At 62.7% G+C, this 24,091-nt stretch carries 20 protein-coding genes and 1 tRNA gene; 15 read left to right on the forward strand and 6 right to left on the reverse strand.

What is annotated here, in order from left to right:
• Positions 1–7 precede the first annotated feature (7 nt).
• The 7 genes from NKI32_RS10410 (at position 8) to NKI32_RS10440 (ending at position 9,570) form a co-directional block, all read left to right on the forward strand.
• Entirely contained in the window at positions 8–673 is a 666-nt protein-coding gene (locus NKI32_RS10410) for a c-type cytochrome (protein WP_023669512.1), read from the forward strand.
• A 151-nt stretch (positions 674–824) separates the two neighbouring features.
• Positions 825–2,702 carry an extracellular solute-binding protein gene (locus tag NKI32_RS10415; RefSeq protein ID WP_023682035.1) on the forward strand — a complete coding sequence of 626 codons (1,878 nt, stop codon included), beginning with the start codon at positions 825–827 and terminating at the stop codon, positions 2,700–2,702.
• Entirely contained in the window at positions 2,702–4,570 is a 1,869-nt protein-coding gene (locus NKI32_RS10420) for an extracellular solute-binding protein (RefSeq protein WP_023682036.1), read from the forward strand. The genes NKI32_RS10415 and NKI32_RS10420 overlap by 1 nt, the downstream gene beginning before the upstream one ends.
• 174 nt (positions 4,571–4,744) lie before the next feature.
• A complete protein-coding gene (locus tag NKI32_RS10425) occupies positions 4,745–5,842 on the forward strand; it encodes a microcin C ABC transporter permease YejB (RefSeq protein ID WP_353002573.1) in 1,098 nt (365 codons plus the stop codon).
• Positions 5,842–6,981 carry an ABC transporter permease gene (locus NKI32_RS10430; RefSeq protein ID WP_023682037.1) on the forward strand — a complete coding sequence of 380 codons (1,140 nt, stop codon included), beginning with the start codon at positions 5,842–5,844 and terminating at the stop codon, positions 6,979–6,981. The genes NKI32_RS10425 and NKI32_RS10430 overlap by 1 nt, the downstream gene beginning before the upstream one ends.
• Complete coding sequence (locus NKI32_RS10435) at positions 6,978–8,609, forward strand: ABC transporter ATP-binding protein (protein ID WP_023688772.1); 1,632 nt, start codon at positions 6,978–6,980, stop codon at positions 8,607–8,609. Before NKI32_RS10430 ends, NKI32_RS10435 begins: the two co-directional genes overlap by 4 nt.
• 19 nt (positions 8,610–8,628) lie before the next feature.
• Complete coding sequence (locus NKI32_RS10440; RefSeq protein ID WP_023669506.1) at positions 8,629–9,570, forward strand: 2-hydroxyacid dehydrogenase; 942 nt, start codon at positions 8,629–8,631, stop codon at positions 9,568–9,570.
• A gap of 12 nt (positions 9,571–9,582) precedes the next feature.
• Here the strand turns inward: NKI32_RS10440 and NKI32_RS10445 are convergent, their stop codons facing one another.
• Complete coding sequence (locus NKI32_RS10445; RefSeq protein WP_023751915.1) at positions 9,583–9,942, reverse strand: hypothetical protein; 360 nt, start codon at positions 9,940–9,942, stop codon at positions 9,583–9,585.
• 104 nt (positions 9,943–10,046) lie between these two features.
• On the reverse strand, positions 10,047–10,979 hold the full coding sequence (locus NKI32_RS10450) for a class I SAM-dependent DNA methyltransferase (RefSeq protein ID WP_023751914.1): 933 nt from the start codon (positions 10,977–10,979) through the stop codon (positions 10,047–10,049).
• A 105-nt stretch (positions 10,980–11,084) separates the two neighbouring features.
• On the opposite strand from NKI32_RS10450, the gene NKI32_RS10455 reads away from it, so the two are divergent.
• Entirely contained in the window at positions 11,085–12,095 is a 1,011-nt protein-coding gene (locus tag NKI32_RS10455) for a ligase-associated DNA damage response exonuclease (protein ID WP_353002657.1), read from the forward strand.
• A gap of 238 nt (positions 12,096–12,333) precedes the next feature.
• Complete coding sequence (locus NKI32_RS10460) at positions 12,334–13,932, forward strand: cisplatin damage response ATP-dependent DNA ligase (RefSeq protein WP_023751912.1); 1,599 nt, start codon at positions 12,334–12,336, stop codon at positions 13,930–13,932.
• 7 nt (positions 13,933–13,939) lie between these two features.
• On the opposite strand, the gene NKI32_RS10465 is transcribed toward NKI32_RS10460, so the two are convergent.
• Positions 13,940–15,163: a hypothetical protein gene (locus NKI32_RS10465; RefSeq protein WP_353002574.1), complete on the reverse strand. Its 1,224-nt coding sequence runs from the start codon at positions 15,161–15,163 to the stop codon at positions 13,940–13,942.
• Between the two features lie 351 nt (positions 15,164–15,514).
• Here NKI32_RS10465 and NKI32_RS10470 point away from each other — a divergent pair.
• The 6 genes from NKI32_RS10470 (at position 15,515) to NKI32_RS10495 (ending at position 21,400) form a co-directional block, all read left to right on the forward strand.
• Positions 15,515–15,590, forward strand: a tRNA-Thr gene (locus NKI32_RS10470).
• Positions 15,591–16,082: 492 nt separating this feature from the next.
• Positions 16,083–16,271 carry a hypothetical protein gene (locus NKI32_RS10475; protein WP_023682045.1) on the forward strand — a complete coding sequence of 63 codons (189 nt, stop codon included), beginning with the start codon at positions 16,083–16,085 and terminating at the stop codon, positions 16,269–16,271.
• Complete coding sequence (locus tag NKI32_RS10480; RefSeq protein ID WP_353002575.1) at positions 16,271–17,452, forward strand: acyltransferase family protein; 1,182 nt, start codon at positions 16,271–16,273, stop codon at positions 17,450–17,452. Before NKI32_RS10475 ends, NKI32_RS10480 begins: the two co-directional genes overlap by 1 nt.
• The gene (locus tag NKI32_RS10485) at positions 17,449–18,561 is read left to right on the forward strand and encodes a glycosyltransferase family 2 protein (RefSeq protein WP_023682047.1); all 1,113 of its coding nucleotides are present in this window, start codon (positions 17,449–17,451) and stop codon (positions 18,559–18,561) included. The genes NKI32_RS10480 and NKI32_RS10485 overlap by 4 nt, the downstream gene beginning before the upstream one ends.
• Positions 18,558–19,604, forward strand: coding sequence for a glycosyltransferase family 2 protein (locus NKI32_RS10490; protein ID WP_023738159.1), 1,047 nt, complete (start codon positions 18,558–18,560; stop codon positions 19,602–19,604). The genes NKI32_RS10485 and NKI32_RS10490 overlap by 4 nt, the downstream gene beginning before the upstream one ends.
• Complete coding sequence (locus NKI32_RS10495) at positions 19,604–21,400, forward strand: ABC transporter ATP-binding protein (protein ID WP_027049321.1); 1,797 nt, start codon at positions 19,604–19,606, stop codon at positions 21,398–21,400. Before NKI32_RS10490 ends, NKI32_RS10495 begins: the two co-directional genes overlap by 1 nt.
• Positions 21,401–21,523: 123 nt before the next feature.
• Here the strand turns inward: NKI32_RS10495 and NKI32_RS10500 are convergent, their stop codons facing one another.
• Genes NKI32_RS10500 through NKI32_RS10510 form a run of 3 tightly spaced genes read right to left on the reverse strand, consistent with a single transcriptional unit; the run spans position 21,524 to position 24,083 of the window.
• Positions 21,524–22,354, reverse strand: coding sequence for a dipeptide ABC transporter ATP-binding protein (locus NKI32_RS10500; protein WP_353002576.1), 831 nt, complete (start codon positions 22,352–22,354; stop codon positions 21,524–21,526).
• Positions 22,354–23,199 (reverse strand): ABC transporter ATP-binding protein, encoded by an 846-nt coding sequence (locus NKI32_RS10505; RefSeq protein WP_023692618.1) that lies wholly within the window; start codon positions 23,197–23,199, stop codon positions 22,354–22,356. The genes NKI32_RS10500 and NKI32_RS10505 overlap by 1 nt, the downstream gene beginning before the upstream one ends.
• Complete coding sequence (locus NKI32_RS10510; RefSeq protein ID WP_353002658.1) at positions 23,199–24,083, reverse strand: ABC transporter permease subunit; 885 nt, start codon at positions 24,081–24,083, stop codon at positions 23,199–23,201. The genes NKI32_RS10505 and NKI32_RS10510 overlap by 1 nt, the downstream gene beginning before the upstream one ends.
• Positions 24,084–24,091: the final 8 nt, after the last annotated feature.

The following is a 24,091-nucleotide window of genomic DNA, read 5'->3' on the forward strand; positions in this document are numbered from 1 at the left end:
GGGGCGTATGGATTCCAACGAAGTCAACAAACTGCTCGCCGGGTTGCTTGGAACCTGTTTCGTCGTCTTCTCGGTCGGTTTGGTGTCCGACGCCCTGTTTGCCTCGCCGGCGCCGGAAAAACCCGGCTTTGCCATCGAGGCGACGGAGCCTGCCGAAGGCGGCGCCGCCGGACCCGCAGCAGAGGCGAAGCCGATCGCCGACCTTTTGGCCACCGCCAATGTCGAGCAAGGTGCGGCCGTCTTTAAGAAATGCCAGGCCTGCCATTCCGGCGAAAAAGGCGGCCCCAACAAGGTCGGCCCGGATCTCTGGGACATCGTCGACCGCCCCGTCGCCGAGCATGAGGGCTTTGCCTATTCGGCCGGCATGAAGGAGTTTTCCAAGGGCGGCGCCGAGAAGTGGACCTATGACAATCTCAACCACTTCATCACCTCGCCGAAGAAATTCGTGAAGGGCACGGCGATGGGCTTTGCCGGCCTGCCGAAGGACGAGGACCGCGCCAACGTCATTGCCTATCTGCGCACGCTGTCGGATAGCCCGAAGCCGCTGCCGACGCCAGGTGCCGCCGCCGATGCAACGGCGCCGGCCAAGCCGGCCGAGGGTGCCGCTCCGGCCAAGCCGGCTGAAGGTGCAGCTCCAGCCCCTGCGACGCCGGCACCGGCGCCCGCCAAATAACCGAATTGTCATCTCCATGACCTCAAAAAAGCCGGGTTCAGCCCGGCTTTTTGTTAGGAAAATCGCATATGCGGCGACAAAGCCGCCGCATGGCGGTTTTCACCGGCGTCAAATCATTTAGGATTGCCGGGCATCGCGACGAGGAGAACGCATGACGGTTGGCCGAACGCTTCTGAGGTCCTTTCTGGTTGTGGGCGCCCTCGCAGGCGGCCTGCAGGCATCCTTCCCCCAGGAATGGCACACCACCTCTTCGCTGATCGGCCCCTCCAAATATGGCGAGAACTTCCAGCGCTACGATTATGTGAATCCGGATGCACCGAAGGGCGGTACCTACAATTCGGTCGTTTCCGGCACGTTCGACAGCTTCAATCCCTACGTCGTGCAGGGCTCGCCGGCGGCCGGCCTGCAGCCATTTGGCGGCGGCCTGCTCTACGACACGCTCATGGATCAAGCGACTGACGAAGGCAGCGTCAGCCACCCGCTCATCGCCGATGCCTACAAGTACCCTACCGACTATTCCTCGGCCACCTACCGGCTCGACCCACGGGCGAAATGGCATGACGGACAGCCGATCACCACTGACGACGTGATCTGGTCGTTCCAGGTGCTGAAGGCCAACAGCCCGATGTACAGCCGCTATTTCGAAAACGTCACCGACGCCGTCGCTGTCTCGGACCGTGAGGTCGAGTTCCACTTCGACCAGAAGGGCAATCGCGAACTGCCCAAGATCCTCGGCGACCTTGTCGTGCTGCCCAAGCATTGGTGGGAAGGCACCGACGACAATGGCAAGAAGCGCGACATCACCAAGGGGACGCTGGAGCCGCCGCTGGGCTCGGCTGCATACAAGATCGCCAGCTTCAAGGCGGGGTCGGAAATCGTCTGGCAGCGCGTCCCCGACTATTGGGGCGCCAAGCTGGCTGTGAAGATCGGCCGGGAGAATTTCGACACGCAGCACTTCACCTACATTCTTGACGACAACGCCTCCTGGGAGGCGTTCAAGAAAGGTGGCCTCGACGATATCAAGCCGGAAAACAGCTCGAAGCGCTGGGCGACATTTTATGATTTCGCGGCGATCAAGGCCGGCGATGTGATCAAGCAGGAGTTCAAGACCACCTCGCCCGAGCCGATGCAGGCTTTCATGCTCAACCAGAGACATAGGTTGTTTGCCGATCGTCTGGTCAGGGCCGCGCTCACCTACCCGTTCGATTTCGAATCGATGAACCGCACGCTGTTCTTCGGTTTCAACACTCGCACCCACAGCTATTTCCAGGGCACGGACCTAGCCTCCAGCGGCTTGCCGCAAGGCAAGGAATTGGAGATCCTGGAGAAGTACCGCGACAAGCTGCCGCCGGAAGTATTCACCCAGGAATTCAAGTTGCCGGTCTACGATTCGCCGCAGGCGGAGCGCAAATATCTGAAGCAGGCGGTCGACCTGTTCGCCCAGGCCGGCTGGGTGATCAAGGGCGGCAAGATGGTCAACGCCAAGACCGGCGAGCCATTCAAGTTTGAAATCCTAGGCTCGAATGAAACCGACCAGGTCATTTCCAGCCCCTGGATCGCCAATCTGCGCAAGATCGGCGTCGATGCAACACTGCGCATCGTCGACCCGAGCCAGTACACCAACCGCGTCAGAAACTTCGATTACGACGTCATCACAGGACAGCTCCAACAGTCGGAATCGCCCGGCAACGAGCAGCGCGATTTCTGGAGCTCCAAGGCCGCCGACACACCGGCATCGCGCAATTATTCCGGCATCAAGAACCCGGTCGTTGACGCCCTTGTCGACCGCATCATTTTTGCCACGGATCGCGATGACCTCGTCGCCACCACCCATGCGCTCGATCGCGTGCTGCTGTGGAATTACTATGTGGTGCCGCAATACTATCGCGCCGTTGTGTGGCTGGCTTACTGGAACAAGTTCGGCATCCCGGAAAAGCAGCCCGGCTACCGTGGCGCCGATATCGATTCCTGGTGGATCGATGCGGACAAGGAAAAGGCCCTGGCCGCCAAGTACAAGGGCAGCAATTGATGGCGGGGCTCCCTCGCCGCGATTTCCTGGCCCTCAGTGGCGCCGCGGCCGTTGCTGCGCTGCTGCCGGGCAAGGCTTTCGCCGCCAGCCCAACCGGCGTGAAACTGCATGGACTGTCGGCTTTCGGCGACCTCAAATACAAGCCGGACTTCACTCATTTCGACTATGTCAATGTCGATGCGCCGCAAGGTGGCGTCTTCAACTTCCTGCCGCGCAACTGGCTTGCCAACCAGACGCCGCTGACCTTCAACACGCTGAATTCGTTCGTTCCCAAAGGCGATTCGCCCCAGCGCACGGAGATGTGCTTCGATTCACTGATGGTGAGAGCGTACGACGAACCTGACGCCGTTTACGGGCTGATCGCTGACAGCGTGACGATTTCCGACGACCGCAACGACTTCACCTTCTCGCTGCGCCCGCAGGCCCGCTTCCATGACAGCACGCCATTGACGGCAGAGGATGCCGCCTTCACCTTCAAGCTGCTCAAGGACAAGGGGCACCCGTACTATTCCCTGCCGCTAACGCATCTGGATGACGCGATTGCCGTGGATGCCCACACGCTGCAGCTTAGGTTTTCCGGCAAGCAGACAAGCCGCACCATCCTCAACGTCGTCGAGTTCCCGGTCCTGTCGAAGGCGTTCTACACGGCCAACCCGTTCGATTCCTCGCAGATGAACCCGCCGTTGGGGTCAGCCGCCTACAAGGTCGGTCGCTGGTCGGCAGGGGCCTGGATCGAATATGAGCGTGTGGCTGATTATTGGGGCAACGACCTGCCGGTCAATCGCGGCCAGAACAATTTTCAGCGGATCCGCGTTGAGTTCTATCAGGACCGTAGCGTTGCCTTCGAAGCGTTCAAGAAGGGAGAAATCCTCTACAGGGAGGAATTCACCTCGCGCGTCTGGGCGACCGGCTACGACTTCCCAGCGTTCACTGCCGGCAAGGTGGTGAAGCACGAATTCCCGGCCGAAACGGTGCCTTCGATGCAGGGCACCGCCGTCAACCAGCGGCGCGAGCAGTTTCGCGACTCGCGCGTGCGGCAGGCGATCGGGCTCTGCTTCGACTTCGAATGGACGCGGCGCAATTTCTTCTACGGTTCCTATGAGCGCTCGCAATCCTGCTTCGAGAAATCCGAATTTCGCGCCGAGGGCAGACCGTCGCCACAAGAATTGGCTCTTCTTGAGCCGCTGCGTGAGCAGATTCCCGCCGAGGCTTTTGGCGAAGCCGTGATCCAGGACGCGTCGAACGGCTCCGGCCGCGACCGGCAGTTGCTTGGCAAGGCGGCCAAGCTTCTGGCCGAGGCCGGCTGGAAACGGTCCGGCAATTTCGTCGTGAACGACAAGGGTGGTCGGTTGTCCGCAGAGTTTCTTGTCGACGACGAAGTCTTCGAACAGGTCTACTCGCCCTGGGTCGAAAACATGAAGGCGGTCGGCATCGATGCCTCGATCCGGCTGGTGGATGCCGCGCAATATCAGCTGCGGCAGAATTCGTTCGACTACGACCTCGTCTCGGTCGCGGCCTCGTTTCCGGCGACGCCAACCCGTGACGACCTCGAAACCATTTTCCATTCGCGAGCAGCTACCGTATCGGGCTCTCGCAATCTGCCGGGAACGTCGAGCCCGGCCATCGACGCCCTGGTTGACGCCGCAGGTGCCGCCGAGGGTCGCGAAAGCCTGACAATTGCCATGCGCGCGCTCGACCGGGTCTTGCGTGCACGGAGGGATTGGATTCCAAGTTGGTTCCTGGCGAATCATCGAAGCGCCTATTGGGACATGTTCGGTTTTCCCGAGCGGAAACCCGATTTCGACTTCCCGGTCGAAGCGCTGTGGTGGGTCGACAAGGGCAAGGCGGCAAAAATTGGCAAAGGGTAGGCTGTTGCGCGGCACTTTACCCTCCCCCTCGTGGGGAGGGTCGGTGAGCACTTCGTGCGCAGCGCGAATGGCGAACCGGGGTGGGGGTGTGACGGCGTACGCCGGATCGAGACTACCCCCACCCCGCTCCGCTTCGCGGATCGACCCTCCCCACAAGGGGGAGGGTGAAAGCTGATGGGCGCCTACATACTGCGCCGTATCCTGCTGATGATACCGACCCTGTTCGGCATCATGGCGGTTGCTTTCGTCGTCACTCAATTCGCACCGGGTGGACCGGTCGAGCAGGTCATCGCCAGCCTGACCAACCAGGGCGGCAGCGACCGCCTCGGCAGCGGCGGCGGCGATGCAGGAGGCGGCGGCAATTTCGATGTGGCCGGTGACGTCGGCTCGAAGTATCGCGGCGCGCAAGGGCTCGATCCGGAATTCATCAAGAAGCTGGAAAAGCAATTCGGCTTCGACAAACCACCGCTCGAACGCTTCGGCATGATGCTGTGGAACTATGCCCGCTTCGATTTCGGCGACAGCTATTTCCGTGACATCTCGGTTCTTGACCTGATCCTGGAGAAGATGCCGGTGTCGATCTCGCTTGGGCTGTGGATCACGCTGTTGTCCTATCTGATCTCGATCCCCCTTGGCATCCGCAAAGCGGTCAAGGACGGCTCCGCCTTCGACGTCTGGACCAGCGGCGTGATCATCGTCGGCTATGCCATACCGGCCTTCCTGTTCGGCATATTGCTGATGGTGCTGTTCGCGGGCGGCTCCTTCTGGGACTGGTTCCCACTGCGCGGCATCGTCTCCGACAATTGGGACCAATTGTCGTGGCCCGACAAGATCGTCGATTATTTCTGGCACATGACCTTGCCGCTGACGGCGCTGGTGCTGTCGGCCTTCGCGACGACGACGCTGCTGACCAAGAACTCCTTCCTGGAAGAGATACGCAAACAGTATGTGGTGACGGCCCGTGCCAAGGGCCTGTCGGAGCGGCGGGTGCTTTACGGACATGTGTTCCGCAACGCAATGCTGATCGTCATTGCCGGCTTTCCAGCGGCCTTCATCTCGGCCTTCTTCACCGGCTCGCTTTTGATCGAGAACATCTTTTCCCTCGACGGTCTCGGGCTGCTCGGTTTCAGGTCCGTGTTGGCGCGCGACTTTCCGGTCGTGTTCGCCAACCTCTATATATTTTCGCTGCTTGGTTTGTTCGTGACGCTGTTGTCCGACCTGATCTACACATGGGTCGATCCGCGCATCGATTTCGAGCGGAGAGACGTCTGATGACGCAGGCTGCAGCCGAGATCACACCGACAAGGATCGCCCGCCCCTGGCTGTCGCCGCTCAACAAGCGGCGCTGGCAGAACTTCAAGGCCAACCGGCGCGGCTACTGGTCGTTGTGGATATTCCTCGCTCTGTTCGTGCTGTCGCTGTTTGCCGAACTGATCGCCAACGACAGGCCGATCGTCGCCTACTACAAAGGCGAGATCCTGTTCCCGGTGGCGGTCGCCTACCCCGAGGAAAAATTCGGCGGCTTCTACGCCGTCACCGACTATCGCGACCCGGTCATCCGCGACGAGATCAACGCCAATGGCTGGATGATCTGGCCGCCAATCCGCTATTCCTACCGCACCGTCAACAATGCGATCCCCGACGCCGCTCCCGCAAAACCGTCATGGGAATACGACGCGCAGAGGCGATGCAGCCAATATCCGCAAGGCGCTGCCGATCCTGACTGCATTGTCGGCAACTGGAACTGGCTGGGTACCGATGACCAGGCGCGCGACGTGCTGGCGCGCATCATCTACGGGTTTAGGATTTCCGTGCTGTTCGGGTTGATCCTGACTGCGGGTTCGTCGGTTATCGGCGTCGCCGCCGGCGCGCTGCAAGGGTATTTCGGCGGCTGGACCGACCTTCTCTTTCAACGCTTCATAGAAATCTGGTCGGCGATACCGCTGCTGTATCTGCTGCTGATCGTCGCCGCCATCCTGCCGCCGGGCTTCTTCATCCTGCTCGGGCTGATGCTGCTCTTCTCCTGGACGTCGCTTGTCAGCGTGGTGCGCGCCGAATTCCTGCGCGCGCGCAACTTCGAATATGTCAACGCGGCCCGCGCGCTTGGTGTGTCCAACCGCACCATCATGCTGCGCCATCTTCTGCCCAATGCCATGGTGGCGACGCTGACCTTCATGCCTTTCCTGGTCAGCGCCTCGATCTCGACACTGACCTCGCTCGACTATCTCGGCTTCGGCCTGCCGCCCGGCACCGCGTCGCTCGGCGAACTGCTAAAACAGGCGCAGAGTAACCTCAATGCCCCCTGGCTCGGTATATCGGGCTTCATCGTCATCTCGCTGATGCTGTCGCTGTTGGTGTTCATCGGTGAAGCAACGCGCGATGCTTTCGACCCGCGCAAGGCGTTCCGATGAGCAGCGAACTCCTGCTCTCCGTCCGCGATCTCAGCGTTGCCTTCACCCAAGGCGGCAACGAGTCGACCGCCGTCGACCACATCTCCTTCGATCTCGCCAAGGGCGAGACGGTGGCGCTTGTGGGCGAATCCGGTTCCGGCAAATCGGTCTCGGCGCTGTCGGTGCTGAAGCTTCTGCCCTACCCGACGGCCAGCCATCCCTCGGGCAAGATCCTGTTCCAGGGCGCCGACCTTTTGGCGATGAACGAAAAGCAGTTGCGCAGCGTGCGCGGCAACAAGATCACCATGATCTTCCAGGAGCCGATGACCTCGCTCAATCCGCTGCACACGATCGAGCAGCAGATCGTCGAGATCCTGGCGCTGCATCAGGGCATGGGCGACCGCCAGGCCAAGGCGCGCACGCTGGCGCTGCTCAACGAGGTCGGCATTCGCGAACCGGAAAAGCGGCTCGACGCCTATCCGCACCAGCTGTCCGGCGGCCAACGCCAGCGCGTCATGATCGCCATGGCGCTGGCCAACGAGCCTGAACTGCTGATCGCCGACGAGCCGACGACGGCGCTCGACGTCACTGTCCAGGCGCAGATCCTCGAATTGCTGGCGGGGCTGAAGAGCCGCAAGGGCATGTCAATGCTGTTCATCACCCATGATCTCGGCATTGTCAGAAAGATCGCCGACCGCGTCTGCGTGATGACCAAAGGCAAGATCGTCGAGACCGGGCCGACCAGGGACATCTTCGCCAACCCGCAGCACGCTTATACCAAGCACCTCCTGGCCGCCGAGCCGAAGGGCAAGCCGCCGGCCGCCAACGACGCCGCCAAGCCGGTTATGACCGGCAAGGACATCAAGGTTTGGTTCCCGATCAAAAAGGGTTTCTTTCGCACCACCGTCGACAATGTGAAGGCAGTTGACGGAATCGACGTCACCGTACGCGCCGGCCAGACGCTAGGCGTCGTCGGCGAATCCGGCTCCGGCAAGACGACGCTCGGGCTGGCGCTGGCGCGGATGATCTCATCGACCGGCACCATCCAGTTCAATGGCAGCGACATCAACCAGCTTTCCTTCAACGCCATGCGGCCGCTGCGCCGCGAGTTGCAGATCGTTTTCCAGGACCCGTTCGGCTCGCTCAGCCCGCGCATGTCGGTCTCGGAGATCATCGAGGAAGGCTTGAAGATCCACGAGCCGAAGCTGTCGCCCGACCAACGCGACGACAAGGTCGTCGCCGTGCTGAAGGAGGTCGGGCTCGATCCGGCGACCAGGAACCGCTATCCGCATGAATTCTCCGGCGGCCAGCGCCAGCGCGTCGCCATTGCGCGCGCCATGGTGCTCAATCCGCGCTTCGTCATGCTGGACGAACCGACCTCGGCGCTCGACATGAGCGTGCAGGCGCAAGTGGTCGACCTCTTACGCAATCTGCAGGCCAGGCACGACCTTGCCTATCTGTTCATCAGCCACGATCTGAAAGTCATTCGCGCCCTTGCCAATGACGTCATCGTCATGCGCAATGGCAAGATCGTCGAAGCCGGCCCTTCCGAACAGATTTTCGAGCGGCCGCAGACCGACTATACGAAGGCGCTGATCTCGGCCGCGTTCAAGATCGAGACGGCGCCGGTCGGTATCGTCAGCGAATAACAGGGAATACAATCCGCAAATGGAAAAAGGCAAAATCCTGCTTGCCGTCACCGGCTTTCATCCGCAGCGCTGGCGCGAGCTGCTGTCGGCCGAGCGCGAAGTGGTGCTGGAGCCGGACGGCGCTTCGGATCCGTCGATCACCTATGCGGTGGTGTGGAAGCAGAAGCCGAACCTCTTGAAATCGCTGCCCAATCTACGCGCAATCTTCTCGATCGGCGCCGGCGTCGACCATATCTTCGCCGATCCCGGCCTGCCCGATGTGCCGATCGTCAAAGTGGTCGCCGACAACCTCACCCAATACATGACCGAATATGTCGTCTGGCGGGTGCTCGACCATCATCGCCAGGGCATGCTCTATCGTGCCCAGCAGCCGAAGAAGACCTGGCACGAACCGCCGCAGCGGCCGGCCGGCGACATCTCGGTCGGCATTATGGGGCTCGGCAATCTCGGCCGCGCCGCGGCGTCGGTGCTGTTGTCGCTCGGCTTTGCCGTCAATGGCTGGTCGCGCAGCGACAAGGCCATGAAAGGCGTTGCGACCTATGCCGGAGAGGCCGGGCTGATCCCCTTCCTCAACGCCACCGACATACTGGTGGTGTTGTTGCCGCTGACGCCGGACACGCACGGCATCATCAATTACGGCGTGCTGAAGGAATTGCGCAAGCGAAACGGCCTCGGCGGCTCGGTGCTGATCAATGCCGGGCGCGGCCGGCTGCAGAAGGACGCCGACATCTTGCGAGCGCTGGACGACGGCACGCTGAAGGAGGCGAGCCTCGACGTGTTCGAGGTCGAGCCGCTGCCGAAGACCAGTCCGCTTTGGAGTCACCCGAAAGTGTTCGTGACGCCGCACGCGGCGGCGACCTCCGACCCTGTCCACCTGGCGCCGAGCATGTTGCGGCAGATGGATGCCTTCGAGCGCGGCGAAAAGCTTGATAACGTGGTCGACCGCAAGGCGGGGTACTGAGGAAGTTCAGGTTCAGCTCGGCAGGGTGAACTTCTTCTGTTTGTTGGGCTTGCCGCAGTCGCGGCGGACGATCGAGCGGTTCATGGCGTCGATCTTGCCACTTGCCAGATCAGTATCGCGCTTGCTTTTGGAGCGCATATCCGGCGTGAACGGGCCGAAGCCCATCGCCGGATTGGAGAAGCTCGGCTTGGCGTCCATCGACAGATGGTATTGCTGCGCCAGTTCGTTGCGTTGCGCCAGCAACTGGTCGCAAGGCACGTTGTCATATTGCAGCGACGATTGCACGTCCTGGTCCTGCCGCTCCGACATCGAACTGCCCATGCAGCCGGTCATTGCCAGGCAAGACACCAAGACCATCATGTTCCAGCGCATGTGTTCCTCCTCAATGCCTGCCGCGGGCTTTTCCCGGCTTGTATCCTACCTGATGCCGCGCCAGCCGCAAAAATCCTATTCACGTTTTCGAACAAGACGAGACATCAACCCTTGGACGAGGGCACCGCCAGCGCGGCAAGCCCGTCGACCGGCTGGCGGCGATCCCAGCGGATCACGGTCGGCTGCATCGACAGCACCGACAGGCCGTTTGCGGCAAGCACCCGCTCGACATAGGCTTGAGAATGGGCGTAGCGACGAGACGCCTGCAGCGCGAAACCGGCGTCGCCGCCCGCCCCGCCCTTGGCTGGCTTTTCGACGGAAAAGGCAAACAGGCCATTGGTGGCCAGAATGCCCGCGACCGTCTTCATCACGCGATCGAGCGCGCCGACGTAGATGAACACGTCGGCCGCCACCACCAGATCGGCTTTCGGTCCGGCATAGGCGAAATCCTGCAGATCGGCCTTGGCGAGCAGATCGTAGACGCCTTTGGCGCGGGCCTTTTTCAGCATGGCGGCGGAGATGTCGTAGCCCTCCAGCCGTTCGGCGACCGGCCGCAGTTTCTCGCCCATCAGACCGGTGCCGCAACCAAGGTCGAGCGCCAGCGAAAAGCGGCCCGCCCTTGCCGCTCGAATGGCGCGATCGAGAAACTCCGGCAGCCGGTAGCCGAGCTTGCCGACCAGCGAATCCTCGAAAGTTTCGGCATAGTGGTCGAACAGCGTTTCGACGAAGGCGCTGGGTGGCGCCGCGGCAGCCGGCGCCTTGCCGATGAGTTGCAGCTTCAGCGCAGCGCCAAGGCGATCCGCCGGGTCGAGTTTCAGCGCCGTCGCCCAGGCTTGAGCCGCCACGTCGAGCCGCTCGGCCGTCTCCTGCATCTCGCCAAGACGGAACCAGCCCGCCGCCCATTGCGGCGCCAGTTCCAGCGCGCCGAGCAGCAGCTCCGCCGCTGCCGCGTGCTCGCCCGAGCCGAAAAGCATCTCGGCATAGTCGGCGCGACGGTCGGCGGTCAGGTCGCCGGACGAGATTTTCAGCGGTTGCATGGCGATGGCCCCGCCGGCTGATGCGGCCGGTGGCTGGCTGTAGGCCGAGTCAGCAGTCTCTTGCAACAGGCTTCCCGCGCTGGAATTAGCCACTATCTTGACTGGATGCGCGCCAGCGACCTGCTTCATCCCCGGCCTGAAGGCCTTTATTGCCCATGCGGCGATTTCTTCATCGACCCGGTGCGGCCAGTCAACCGGGCGTTGATCACGCATGGCCATTCCGACCATGCCCGATCCGGCCATCGTTCGGTGCTGGCGACGCAGCAGACGCTCGACATTATGGGGTTGCGTTATGGCGAGGATTTTGCCGGGACAACGCAAGCGGCCGTGCTTGGCGAAGCGATGGCGCTGAACAATGTCAGCGTCACCTTCCATCCGGCCGGCCATGTGCTGGGCTCGGCGCAGATCGCGGTCGAGCACAAGGGCAGGCGCATCGTCGCCTCCGGCGACTACAAGCGCCAGAAGGACGCGACCTGCGCACCGTTCGAACCGGTCCAATGCGACGTCTTCATCACCGAGGCGACCTTCGGCCTGCCGGTGTTTCACCATCCGCCCGACACGGAGGAGATCGCCCGGCTGCTCAAATCGGCGGCGCAGTTTCCCGAGCGATCGCATCTGGTCGGCGCCTATGCGCTGGGCAAGGCACAGCGGGTGATGCGGCTGCTGCGCGATGCCGGTTATGACAGGCCGATCTATATCCACGGCGCGCTGGCCAAGCTCAGCGAATATTACCAGAGCCAGGGCATCGACCTCGGCACGCTGGAGCCGGCAACCGTCGACAGCGGCGGCAAGCAGGATTTCACCGGGGCCATCGTTGTCGGCCCTCCATCGGCCTTCGCCGACCGCTGGGCGCGGCGCTTTCCCGACCCGATCTCATGCTTCGCCTCGGGCTGGATGCGCATCCGCCAGCGCGCCAAGCAAGGCGGCGTCGAACTGCCGCTGATCATTTCCGACCATGCCGACTGGGATGAACTGACCGCTACCGTCAAGGAGACGGGCGCCGGCGAAATCTGGGTGACGCACGGCCGCGAGGAAGCGCTGGTGCGCTGGTGCGAGCTGAAAGGCATCGCCGCCAGGCCACTGCACCTGGTGGGATATGAGGACGAGGGCGATTGATGGTGATTTTTGATCCAGAAATCGCCGGCGCGGCGATCCTTCCCACCCCCCTCTGGCCTGCCGGCCATCTCCCCCGCAAGGGGGGAGATCAGATGTCACCTCCGCTTTCGCCAATCGCCAACCTCGCAAGATGGGCGGCAAGATCAAGGCTGCCAATCTCCCCCCTTGCGGGGGAGATGGCCGGCAGGCCAGAGGGGGGTGCCTCGCGCCGGTTTTCACCATTGGCGTGGGGCGACGCATGAACCGTTTCGCCGAACTCCTCGACCGCTTGGTGCTGACGCCGTCGCGCAATGGCAAGCTGACACTGCTCGTCGATTATTTCCGTAGCGTCGAGGACCCCGACCGCGGGCTGGCACTGGCGGCGATCACCGGCGACCTCAACATTGCGGCGGTGAAGCCGGCGATGCTGCGCACGCTGGTCACCGAGCGCATGGATCCGGTGCTGTTCGGCTATTCCTACGACTATGTCGGCGACCTTGCCGAAACCGTCTCGCTGGTTTGGCCGCAGACGCCGGGACATATCCCCAACCGGGAGCCGACGCTTGGCGATGTCGTGGCGAAGCTGCAGGCGGCGAGCCGCTCGGACGGACCCAAGGTGCTGGCCGGGCTGCTCGACAGCGCCGGCATTTCGGCGCGCTTTGCCATCATCAAGCTCGTCACCGGCGGCTTGCGTATCGGCGTTTCGGCGCGGCTGGCCAAACAGGCGCTGGCCGATTTCGGCAAGGTCGATGTCGCCGAGATCGAGGAGCTGTGGCACGGGCTGACGCCGCCCTATATCTCGCTGTTCGCGTGGCTGGAAGGCAAGGCCGAGAAGCCGAAGCGGACCGCACTTGCCCTGTTCAGTCCGGTGATGCTGTCGAACCCGGTCGGCGACGGCGACCTCGAAAAGCTCGATCCGGCCGCCTATGCCGCGGAATGGAAATGGGACGGCATCCGCGTTCAGGCGGTGTGCGAGGGCGGCGTGCGCCGGCTCTATTCGCGCACCGGCGACGATGTGTCCGGCGCATTCCCCGATCTCGCCCAGGCGATGAATTTTTCCGCCGCGCTCGACGGCGAATTGCTGGTCGGCGAGCCCGCGGCGACCGGCACGTTTTCGGACCTGCAACAGCGGCTCAATCGCAAGAGCGTGGCCCCGAAGATACAGCAGCAATACCCGGCCTTCATGCGCTGCTACGATGCGCTGCAGATCAACGGCGAAGATTTGCGCGCGCTACCTTTCCGCGAGCGGCGGGCCCGTCTTGAGGCCTTCATCACAACGCTGGACCCGCACCGTTTCGATCTGTCGCCATTCGTCGAATTCCGGGATTGGCAAACGCTGGAGGAACTGCGCCGCGCGCCGCCGCACCCGATTATCGAAGGCGTGATGCTGAAGCGCTGGGATTCGCCCTATCTCGCGGGACGGCCGAAAGGGCCGTGGTTCAAGTGGAAGCGCGATCCGCACACGGTCGATGCTGTGCTGATGTATGCGCAGCGCGGCCATGGCAAGCGGTCGAGCTTTTATTCCGACTATACGTTCGGCGTCTGGTCGGGGCCGGAAGGCGCGGAGGAATTGGTGCCGGTCGGCAAGGCCTATTTCGGCTTCACCGACGAGGAGTTGAAGCAGATCGACAAATTTGTCCGCGACAATACGGTCGAGCGTTTCGGCCCGGTGCGCTCGGTGCGCGCCGACCGCAGCCAAGGCCTGGTGCTGGAGGTGGCGTTCGAAGGTCTCAACCGTTCGACCCGCCACAAATCCGGCGTTGCGATGCGATTTCCCCGCATCTCACGGCTGCGCTGGGACAAGCCGACCGCCGAAGCCGACCGCATCGAGACGCTGCAGGCGCTGCTTGATCGCTAGGCGGCGCTTACGGTTCGATCGAAACGCGGATCTCGTAGATGTCGACCGCCTTGCCCTGCTTGTCGAAGTCGGAGTTGATGGCGATGCTGCCGGCCGCGCCCGGGGGCTTGTCGGGGAATTTCACGTCGAACAGATATTCGTTACGCTGCTGGCCGACCGCATAGCGCTTGCGGCCGCAGTCGCCGAGATCGCCGAAATTGCAGTCGACGGAGATCTGCGTGTCCTTGCCGTCCTCGGCGCGGGCGACGATGTCGAACACGGCATGTTTGCCGGCAAGCTTCTCCAGCACGCCCTGCCCGACATCGAAGCTGATGGCCGAGCCGGAAGCACCGGAGCGGATGCGCAGGAAGGAGCCGGTGTCGTCCTGCACGACATCGGCCTTGGCGTCGGACGGGGTCGCCACATGCGTTGGATCGGTGGGTGTAAACACGTTGATCCAGTCGCGCGTCTGTTCGGCGACACCAGGCTGCTGCGGCGCGCCAGGCTGCTGCGGCTCAGTTGTATCGGCAGGCGGCGTGAAGTCGTCATCGTCGACGGTCGGCGGCGCTTCGGGCGGCGCCGTGTCGAGCTGCGCCGGCGTCTTGAAGACCCCGGTCTGCACGGCGAAATAGAGGCCGATGCCGGCGGCGGCGAGCAACGTCACGCCAAAGAAGATCGCCGTCAGCGGCAGGCGGCGGCCCCTTATCCGCCTTTCATCACGGTCAGGCGCCACTTCCGCCGCGGCCTCGGCCGGCGCGGAATCGGCCATATCGATCGCCGGGGCGCCGGGCAGCGTGGCGTCAGGCATGATGTCGGGGACGACCGGCAGCACGCGCGAACGCGGCGCGTCGGATGCCTCGGGCTGAACCGGTTCATCAACGACGATCGCCGGCGACGGTCCGGCCGCGACACCTGTCGGGGCATCGACCGCGGGCGCTTCGGCGGCGCCCTGTACGGCGTCTTGCGGCTGCGCAACGCGTTGCGTCAGCGCGGTATCTTGTGTCTGCGCAGCGCTCTGCGTCGGCGCGGCGACATCGGGGACCGCGGGCAGGAATTCGGATTCGATCTCGGCGATCTTTTCCTGCACCGCCTTACGGCGCTTGATGGCGGCTTCCACCGTCACGCCGGGATTGGCCTGGAGCACGCGGTCGAGCGCCGCGAAAGCCGACCGATAGACCCGCTCGCGAAATGCCCGGTCCTCGGCGTTGCCTTTCTCGAAGGCGTTGCGGATCGCTTTTTCGATCGCGTCCAAGCGAATTCCCCTGTCCGTTCGCTTACATTGCCATGATCGTTAGCCGCAGGCGACCAATCAATCAACGGGCGAGCGCCCGCATTCTGCCTTACAGGCCTGTTCAACGCCCATTTCGATGCCTTTTAGCAATAAAATCAGTCCGTTTGCCGCCTTGCCGGGCGATTTGCGCGCAGTCCGGCGCGACGTCTCCGCGTAATCGAAAAAGCAAACGAGGCGATGGCTTATTCCGCGCCAATGGAAAATGACGGGACGAATTGCCGGATCCAGCCTTGAAATCACGGTTGCCCATCTTGAATTAGCGGCCGGTTGAGTCTATCACCCAGCCGATCCTGGAGGCTTCGCGCTTCCTGGGCCGCTTTAGCTCAGTTGGTAGAGCACATCATTCGTAATGATGGGGTCAGGTGTTCGAGTCACCTAAGCGGCACCAGTTCTCCATCCGACGCAAGCGTGACGGCAGGTGCAAGGCTAATGCACGTCACTCCCTACGCCAACACCGGCACTTCCTGTCTGCCTCGTCGACATGCGCCATATGGCCGCCGCCACAGGATTGCGTCGTCAGACGCTTGACCATCGACTATGCTGCATCGCGCAAGATCGACAGCCTAGAGAACCCGACACTACAAGCATAATTTATAAGATACAAAACCACTACCTTAGAATAATCTTCGTCAATTTTGACCTATATCAGACACTCCGGATTATAGTTGTGTAATTAAACCGTGTCTTTTCTGACATGGTACCACTTCTCGTACAGCATTGCGGACGTGAAAAACCCTCAGCGACGCAACGCACTCGCAAATCATACCCATTTTTAGCACTAACTCACACGAATATTACAGCTCGATAGATATTTTGTGTTGCACTGCACCATTGCCCGGTTGCACCATTTCTTGGGGGATTTGGTACTGGGAAGTGCGCCGTGGAGGATTCCGCCAAGTTGATCAGCTTGAATTTTTCGCTGGCCAGCACCGATTTCGAGGCTGCCCCGCGCACAAGGCGCGGGTTTGATGTTGTCGGCGCACTCTCGACGCTGGCAGGCCTCGACCTGAGGCCCGGAATGCAGGGCCGCTGGCTTCATCGGAGATTTCAGACCGGCGGAAATGGCTGATGGCGGTCGCGCGTGACAATCAGTTGGACGCTCTGCGCGCCATCGCTGTCACGATGGTTCTCTATTCCCATTTCCTTGCACCCAACGGGTCCTCCTTTTGGGGCCACATCGGGGTGCGGCTTTTTTTTGTGCTGAGCGGCTTCCTGATCACACGACTGCTGCTCGAAGCGCGCGCCGCGGCCGAATTCAAAGCCGGCCCTGCATTGAGTTCCTTCTACATCAGGCGCGCGCTGCGCATATTCCCGCCCTATTTCGCCGTGCTTGGGTTCGTCTGGCTGACCGATCTGGAGCAGTCCAGTGGATCGCTCGTCTGGCATGCGCTTTACCTGTCGAATTTTTGGTACGCGCTGCGCAACGAATGGACGCCCTGGCTACTCTGCCATTTCTGGAGCCTGAGCATCGAGGAGCAGTTCTATATCGCCTGGCCGCTGGTCGTGCTTCTCGCACCCCGCCGGCGGGTGGAAGCGATCACTATCGGCGTCATCCTGTTGTCGCTGGCCTATCGCTTCTACTGGCCGATCACCGCCACCCCGGCGCTAGCGCGCGACCTGCTGCCGCCAGCATCGATGGACGCGCTGGCGTTTGGTGCTTTGCTTGCCTGCCGGCGGACCAGAGGCGCCGGCCTGCCGCAATGGATGCGGCTAGGCTGGCCAGCCCTTGCGGCTGTCTTCCTGGCGATTGAGTGGCTTATCCCTGCGCCGGCCGATCCTATGCTGGAATGGGCCCGCTGGGCATTGCTGCAGATCCTGCCCCTAGTGCCGCTGGTGGCCGTTGTGGCCGCCTGTTCAGCCGGCCTTGGCGGCGTCCTCGGCAGGGTTTTCGAACTGCCGCCGCTGCTGTCACTGGGCCGCATCAGCTACGGCGTCTATCTTTACCATCCGATCCTTCTGTCGCTCGCCGTCAAGTCACAGCCCTGGATCCCGCTCAATGTCTCGGAGCAGGGGCCAGGGCGTTTCCTGGTCGCGAGCGCCGCCACGATCGCCGTCGCTTCGATCTCGTGGACGGCTTTCGAAAAGCCGCTCAACGGCCTCAAGCGCCGCTTCCCCTATGTAGCGCGCCGCCGCTCCCAGGCACGCTCTGGCAATGCCGGCTGGCTCGGCAGGGCGGCGGACGCCTATCCCGGCGGATCCCCCGATGGCCGCGCCGCACTCGAACTCCGGCGAACGGATGCGCAGAGATGACCACCGCGCCGCTCGTCTCCGTCCTGCTGCCGGTCTACAATGCCGGGCCTTATCTCACCGCTGCGCTGGAGAGCATTCTGCGGCAAGACTACGATCGCCTGGAGGTCATCGCTATCGATGACGGATCGACTGACAACTCGCTCGAGATTCTCGAACGATACCGCCGGGCAGACAATCGCGTTTCTGTCATCTCGCGTGAGAACCGCGGCCTCGTCGCCACCCTCAATGAAGGGCTACGACTGGCCCAGGGCGAGCTTGTTGCGCGAATGGATGCGGACGATGTCGCCTATCCCCGGCGCCTCTCGCGCCAGGTCGCACTGTTCGAGCGGCGGCCCGATCTCGGCTTCTGCGGCGCCTGCGTCGATACCTTGCTTCACGGCCGTATCGCCAAAGGCAGGCTAGACCCGGTGTTCCGGCTCGGCCGGCTCGACATATTGTCGATGTTCTTTACGATATTCTTACATCCGACGGTGATCTATAACAGGAAGGTTATTGGGAACAACGATCTCTATTACGATCCAAAATATAGGCATGCCGAGGATTTCGATCTCTTCAGACGGCTTGCCGGCCGTTTCCCGGCGACCATATTGCCCGATAGCCTGCTCGTCTATCGCATCCACGCGGGAAGCGTGACCATGCGGCATGCCAAGGAAATGCGCAGGACGCATTTGCGGATCGTGGCCGAAAATCTCGAGCGTGAGGGGCTTGCGGAAACCACAGCGGATCTGCGCGACATCGGCGAGGCCGTCTCTTTCGACACGGTTTCGCGCGCAGCCGATTTCATCCGTGCGCTCGAAGAGCGGATTTCCGAGCTGCCGACCGACACACGGCCAAGCTTCGAGGCAGGCGCGCTGAACCTGTTCTATTTCCTCTACCAACTCGTCGGCGACGAAGGAGAACCGCCGCTGACCCACGAATTGCTCACGCGGACGGCGAGATGGAATTTCATCCGGCGCCGCGAACAATATGCGCTGCGTCCCGGCGTCTGGGCGCCTTGGCTCAGCCTGCTCTCGATAAGGGCGGGAAAGCGGGCGGACGCGGTGGCGTACTTCTTCAAAACCACGCCGGCCGAAGCGGTGCTTGCGCGTTATCAGCGGGGACTGGTATGACCGACAGGCCCCACCCGCTCCTGCGCGATCACCAGTTTGCGAGTGCGCCTGTCCCGACATCTCCCCGATCGGAGCGGCCGTCGCTCGAGGTCAGTTTCATCGTCTGCACGCGCGACCGCGCCGCTGTGCTGGAGGCTTGCATAGCCTCGATCCAGGCCGCATGCCGGGTGCACGCCACCTTCGCGGCAGAGTTGGTGGTGGTCGATAATGGTTCACGGGACGGCACGTCAAAGCGGCTGGCCGCTATCGCCGAAACTTCCGACATCCCAGTCACAGCCGTCTCGGAGACTCGCCCCGGACTAGCCGCTGCCCGCAATGCCGGATTGGCGCGAGCGCGAGGCCGCGTGCTGGTCTTCGTCGACGACGACTGCAAGCTCGACCGCGACTATCTCCGCGACCTGGAGCGGCACTACCGGAGTGGCGAGAAGTGGCTGATCCGCGGCGGCCGGGTCGAGCTCGGTGATGCCCGGGACCTGCCCTTCACCATAAAGCTCCGCGAGGCAAGCGAGCGGCTGACCCCGGCGGTCCACCCCGGCGGCTTCGTGCTCGGCTGCAACATGACCATGCACCGCGACGTAGCGGCCCGCATCGGCTCGTTCGACGAACGCTTCGGCGCTGGCGGCCCGCTACGCTCGGCTGAAGACACTGATTATCTCGTGCGGGCGATGCTGCTCGGCATGCCGGTCGAGTACGTGCCCGACATGACGGTCTTGCATCATCACGGCCGGCGAGACCGCAAGTCGATCGACAGGCTGCACCGCGACTATAGCCTCGGTAATGGTGCGCTGTGCCTGAAACATGTCCGCCACGCCCCTTGGCTGCTTCGCCATGTCTATTGGTCTGCGCGGGCCGCGTTCAGGGAACTGGCGGGCCGTCCTCGCTTTGACCGCGACCTCGATCTGTCGCACTGGCCTATTGTCGTTATGAATCTGGCAGGTGCCGCCAGATTTGCGCTGCTCGTCATGATGGGATGGCCAAAACGGCTGCCGCTGCGCCACGACCGACAAGCCAGCGAAGCCAATGCGGAGGCCAGAGCGCGATAATGTCACTGATTCCGTCAGCCCTGCCAATGCTGCGCCGCGCGCTTGGTGGCAGGCTGTTGCGGCTCGTTCCCGTCGTGGTGGGGCTCGGGCTTGCGGGCGCCGCGCTGGAAGGCCTCGGCATCGGTCTCATCATTCCGCTGCTTGGCATCATTATGGGACGTGGCGAAACATCAGGCATGGCCGGTTTCTCCGCCCTCCTCCAGCAGGTTGGAGCGGACCTCGGCGAGCGCCAGCGGCTGATCGCCATTTCGGCCGCGATCCTCGGTTCGATCGTACTGAAAAATGTCTTTGCCTTCGCCAACACTCTGCTGACCAGCTACATCTACGGCAAGGCAGGTTATTCGATCCGTAGCGCACTGTCGGAGCAGTTGCTCAGGGTCGGCTACCCCTTTTTCCTGCAGCAAAGCCCCGGGCGGCTGCTCAACATCATCTCCAACGAATCCTGGCGAGCATCCGACGCTATCCAGGCCCTGCTCGGCGCGATCGTCAGTGCCTCGGCCGCCGTCATCCTGCTCGCCTTCCTCCTGCTCCTCTCTTGGCAGATGACGCTGCTGGTGACTCTAGGGCTGGCGCTTGTCCAGCTGGCGCACGGGGTTTTGTCGTCCAATCTGAAGGCGCCGAGCCGCAGCGTCGTCTCGCGCAACAGCGCACTGGCGTCGCAGATGCTGCATCTGGTGCATGCCGGGCGCCTGATTCGCATCTTCGGGCAGGAGAACCGTGAAAAGGCGGTCTTCGCCAAAGCGTCCGACGGGGTGCGGCGGGCGGCTTTCGTGCTTTCAATCCGCCAGGGCGTCTTGCCGCCACTGACCGAGGTATTGCACGCGATGCTGTTCCTGGCGGTGGTGATCGGAGCCTGGCTGGCGAATGTAAGCTTCCCGCTGACCGTCGCCTTCCTCATCCTGCTCTACCGACTGCAGCCGCATATGCGGGCCTTGCAGATGTCCTGGAGTCAGTTGCAAGGCATGAGCGGCTCGCTGGAGGAGGTACAATGGCTGCTCGATCCTTCCGACAAGCCCGAGGCGCCGCAGGGCAGCCTGCCGTTCGACGGCTTGCGCCAAGGGATCAGCTTCGATGATGTGAGCTTCGCCTATTCCGGTCCCCTGTCAGGCCCCGACGCGCGCGAGGCGGTGCTGCATAAGGCGGTGTTCGACATCCGCAGCGGCCGCTCGACGGCGCTGATCGGCCGCTCGGGCGCCGGCAAGACGACGATCGTCAATCTCCTGTGCCGCTTCGTCAAACCCGACAGCGGCAGGATCCTCGTCGATGGGGCACCGCTCGATGAAGTGGACCCAAGCCAGTGGCGGCGGAACATTGCCCTGGCCAGTCAGGAGCTGGAACTGGTCGATGGCACCATTTTTGAAAACATTATCTACGGCTACGACACGGCGTCGGCCAGCGACGCCATGCGCGCCGCAAGGCTGGCCGAGGCACATCAATTCATCGAGCACCTGCCGCAGGGCTACGCGACACTGGTCGGATACCGGGGCATCAACCTGTCAGCCGGACAAAGGCAAAGGATCGCCCTGGCGCGGGCGCTGGTGCGCGATCCCGATATTCTCATCCTCGACGAAGCCACCAGTGCGGTGGATGGGTTGTCAGAAGCCGCTATTGTCGAGACGCTAAAATCGCGGGCCGGCCGCCGCACCACCATTGTCATCAGTCATCATTACAGCACCATATCGTTCTGCGACGACGTGGTGATCTTGAGCCGCGGTCGGGTGAAAAAACAGGCCCCCTTCGCAACCCTGGCAATGCTCAGCATGGACGAGCTTTACCAGCACGGAGCGGGTGAGTGATGGGGCGCACCCCAACCTGCGACGCGGCTTGCGCCCGGCAGCTCGCAGATCGCGATCAATCCTGCCGGCAAACCACCGCCGCGACGCATTTCCGATTGTTCAAAAACAATTCTCGGTGGGAGGTCAGGCGGCCTTCTTCTTCGCCAGCCGCGCCTTGATCGAGGCGACGTCGGCGCGCGGCGTCGCGGCGAACAGCGTCCTGGTGTAGTTGTGCTTGGGGTCGGCGAAGACCTCCTCGCGCGAGCCGTATTCGACGGCTTCGCCGAAATACATCACCATCACATCGTCGGCGATGTAGCGCACGACCGACAGATCGTGGCTGATGAAGACATAGGTCAGCTGGAATTCGTCCTGCAGGTCGGCGAGCAGGTTGAGCACCTGCGCCTGCACCGAAAGATCGAGCGCGGAGACCGGTTCGTCAAGCACCAGCAGGCTCGGGTTCAGCATCAGCGCGCGGGCAATGGCGATGCGCTGGCGCTGGCCGCCCGAGAACATGTGAGGATAGCGATTGTAGTGCTCGGTTCCGAGGCCGACCTTCTTCAGCATCCTCATGGCGAGGTCGCGCCGCTCTTCGGCCGGCTTGTCGGTGTTGATGAGCAGCGGCTCGCCCAGCACATCTCCGATCTTTTGGCGCGGATTGAGCGATCCGTAAGGGTTCTGGAAGACGATCTGCACCTTGCGGCGCATCTCCCTGGCCAGGCCGTTCCTTGCGATGTCGACCTTGTTGCCGTCGATGAACAGTTCGCCCGACGTTGCCGGATCGATCAGCGTGATGATGCGCGCCAGCGTTGACTTGCCGCAGCCCGATTCACCGACGATGGCCAGCGTCTTGCCCTTGTCGACGCTGAACGAGACGCCCTTGACCGCATGCACGGTGCGCGCGCCGCGAAACAGGCCGCCGCCGACGTGATAGTCGCGCACGATGTCCTTGCCTTCGACGACCTTGATGCTCATCAGACGCCCCCGGCAGCCGGTTCGAACAGCATGTCCGAGACGGTCGGTAGCCGGTCGCCGACGGCATTTTCCGGCAGCGCCGACAAAAGCGCGCGGGTGTAATTGCTCTTCGGCGATTCAAACAGCGACAGCACGTCGGCCTCTTCCATCTTGCGGCCCTTGTACTGGACGATGACGCGGTCGGCGGTCTCGGCGACGACGCCCATATTGTGGGTGATCATGATCAGGCCCATGCCGTATTTGACCTGCAGCGAGACCAGCAGGTCGAGGATCTGCTTCTGGATGGTAACGTCGAGCGCGGTGGTCGGCTCGTCGGCGATCAGAAGCTTGGGATTGCAGGCGATGGCGATGGCGATCATCACCCGCTGGCACTGGCCGCCCGACATCTGGTGCGGGAACGAGTTCAGCCGTTCGGCCGGCTCGGCAATGCCGACCTGCGTCAGCAATTCGATGGCGCGCTCGCGACGCTGGGCCTTGTCCATGCCCATATGGAAGCGCAGCACTTCCTCGATCTGGAAGCCGACGGTGAAGCACGGATTGAGACTGGCCATCGGCTCCTGGAAGATCATCGACATGTCCTTGCCGACGATCTTGCGACGGTCGGCCGGGCTCATCTTCAGAAGATCGCGACCGTTGAAGCTCATCTGGTCGGCAGTGACCGTCGCCGTCCACGGCAACAGCCCCATCACAGCCAGCATCGACACCGACTTGCCGGAGCCGGATTCGCCGACGATGGCCAAAACTTCACGTTCGTTCACATGGAGCGAGACGCCATCGACCGCGCGGAACGGGCCGGATGCGGTCTGGAACTCGACGACGAGATTGCGGATGTCGAGCAGCGCCATTACGACCTCCTCAGCTTCGGATCGAGCGCATCGCGCAGACCGTCGCCGACCAGGTTGATGGCAAGCACGGTGATGAGGATGGCCAGACCTGGGAAAGTCACCACCCACCAGGCGCGCAGGATGAATTCACGCGCCGAGGCGAGCATGGTGCCCCATTCCGGCGTCGGCGGCTGGGCACCAAGGCCGAGAAAGCCGAGAGCGGCCGCCTCCAGGATGGCGTTGGAGAAGGACAGCGTGCCCTGGACGATCAGCGGCGCCAGGCAGTTGGGCAGGATGGTGCGCAGCATAAGCCTTATATGGCCGGCGCCGGCGACCTTGGCGGCGACCACATATTCGCGGCTCTTTTCGGCCATGACGGCAGCGCGCACCAGACGGGCAAAGTGGGGTTGCAGGACAAGCGCGATGGCCAGCATGGCGTTGAACAGGCCGGGGCCGAGGATGGTGACCAGAACCAGCGCCAAGAGCAGCGACGGGAAGGACAGGATCAGATCCATGACCCGCATGATCGCCACGTCGACCCAGCCCCGGAAATAGCCGGCCAAAAGGCCGAGCGTGATGCCGCCGACAAGCGCCAGCGTGACCACGACGGCGCCGATGAGCAGCGAGAAACGCGCGCCATAGAGCAGACGCGAGAGCATGTCGCGGCCGACCGCGTCGGTGCCAAGCAGATATTCCATGCTGCCGCCTGCCTGCCAGGCCGGCGGACGCAGGAAAGCTGTCTTGTCCTGGATGTCGGGCGCATAGGGTGCCAGCAGCGGTGCAAAGAGCGCGGCCAGCACCAAAAGGATGAAGACGAACAGGCCGATGACGGCGCCGCGGTTTACCGAGAAATAGTGCCAGAAGGTCCTGAAGCCGGTCAGACGGTCAGGGTTGCCGGCGGCCATCGGGGCGA

The sequence above is a fragment of the Mesorhizobium sp. M0761 genome (genome assembly GCF_040320205.1).
GTDB lineage: Bacteria > Pseudomonadota > Alphaproteobacteria > Rhizobiales > Rhizobiaceae > Mesorhizobium.

What these genes read in the sequence shown, in the direction of transcription:
- NKI32_RS10490 (WP_023738159.1), top strand. Translation starts at nt 18,558, where the DNA reads ATGACCGACAGGCCCCACCCGCTCCTGCGCGATCACCAGTTTGCGAGT.
- NKI32_RS10510 (WP_353002658.1), bottom strand. Translation starts at nt 24,083, where the DNA reads ATGGCCGCCGGCAACCCTGACCGTCTGACCGGCTTCAGGACCTTCTGG.
- NKI32_RS10410 (WP_023669512.1), top strand. Translation starts at nt 8, where the DNA reads ATGGATTCCAACGAAGTCAACAAACTGCTCGCCGGGTTGCTTGGAACC.
- NKI32_RS10460 (WP_023751912.1), top strand. Translation starts at nt 12,334, where the DNA reads ATGAACCGTTTCGCCGAACTCCTCGACCGCTTGGTGCTGACGCCGTCG.
- NKI32_RS10445 (WP_023751915.1), bottom strand. Translation starts at nt 9,942, where the DNA reads ATGCGCTGGAACATGATGGTCTTGGTGTCTTGCCTGGCAATGACCGGC.
- NKI32_RS10455 (WP_353002657.1), top strand. Translation starts at nt 11,085, where the DNA reads ATGCGCGCCAGCGACCTGCTTCATCCCCGGCCTGAAGGCCTTTATTGC.
- NKI32_RS10415 (WP_023682035.1), top strand. Translation starts at nt 825, where the DNA reads ATGACGGTTGGCCGAACGCTTCTGAGGTCCTTTCTGGTTGTGGGCGCC.
- NKI32_RS10435 (WP_023688772.1), top strand. Translation starts at nt 6,978, where the DNA reads ATGAGCAGCGAACTCCTGCTCTCCGTCCGCGATCTCAGCGTTGCCTTC.
- NKI32_RS10425 (WP_353002573.1), top strand. Translation starts at nt 4,745, where the DNA reads ATGGGCGCCTACATACTGCGCCGTATCCTGCTGATGATACCGACCCTG.
- NKI32_RS10505 (WP_023692618.1), bottom strand. Translation starts at nt 23,199, where the DNA reads ATGGCGCTGCTCGACATCCGCAATCTCGTCGTCGAGTTCCAGACCGCA.
- NKI32_RS10420 (WP_023682036.1), top strand. Translation starts at nt 2,702, where the DNA reads ATGGCGGGGCTCCCTCGCCGCGATTTCCTGGCCCTCAGTGGCGCCGCG.
- NKI32_RS10485 (WP_023682047.1), top strand. Translation starts at nt 17,449, where the DNA reads ATGACCACCGCGCCGCTCGTCTCCGTCCTGCTGCCGGTCTACAATGCC.
- NKI32_RS10440 (WP_023669506.1), top strand. Translation starts at nt 8,629, where the DNA reads ATGGAAAAAGGCAAAATCCTGCTTGCCGTCACCGGCTTTCATCCGCAG.
- NKI32_RS10450 (WP_023751914.1), bottom strand. Translation starts at nt 10,979, where the DNA reads ATGCAACCGCTGAAAATCTCGTCCGGCGACCTGACCGCCGACCGTCGC.
- NKI32_RS10430 (WP_023682037.1), top strand. Translation starts at nt 5,842, where the DNA reads ATGACGCAGGCTGCAGCCGAGATCACACCGACAAGGATCGCCCGCCCC.
- NKI32_RS10500 (WP_353002576.1), bottom strand. Translation starts at nt 22,354, where the DNA reads ATGAGCATCAAGGTCGTCGAAGGCAAGGACATCGTGCGCGACTATCAC.
- NKI32_RS10495 (WP_027049321.1), top strand. Translation starts at nt 19,604, where the DNA reads ATGTCACTGATTCCGTCAGCCCTGCCAATGCTGCGCCGCGCGCTTGGT.
- NKI32_RS10480 (WP_353002575.1), top strand. Translation starts at nt 16,271, where the DNA reads ATGGCGGTCGCGCGTGACAATCAGTTGGACGCTCTGCGCGCCATCGCT.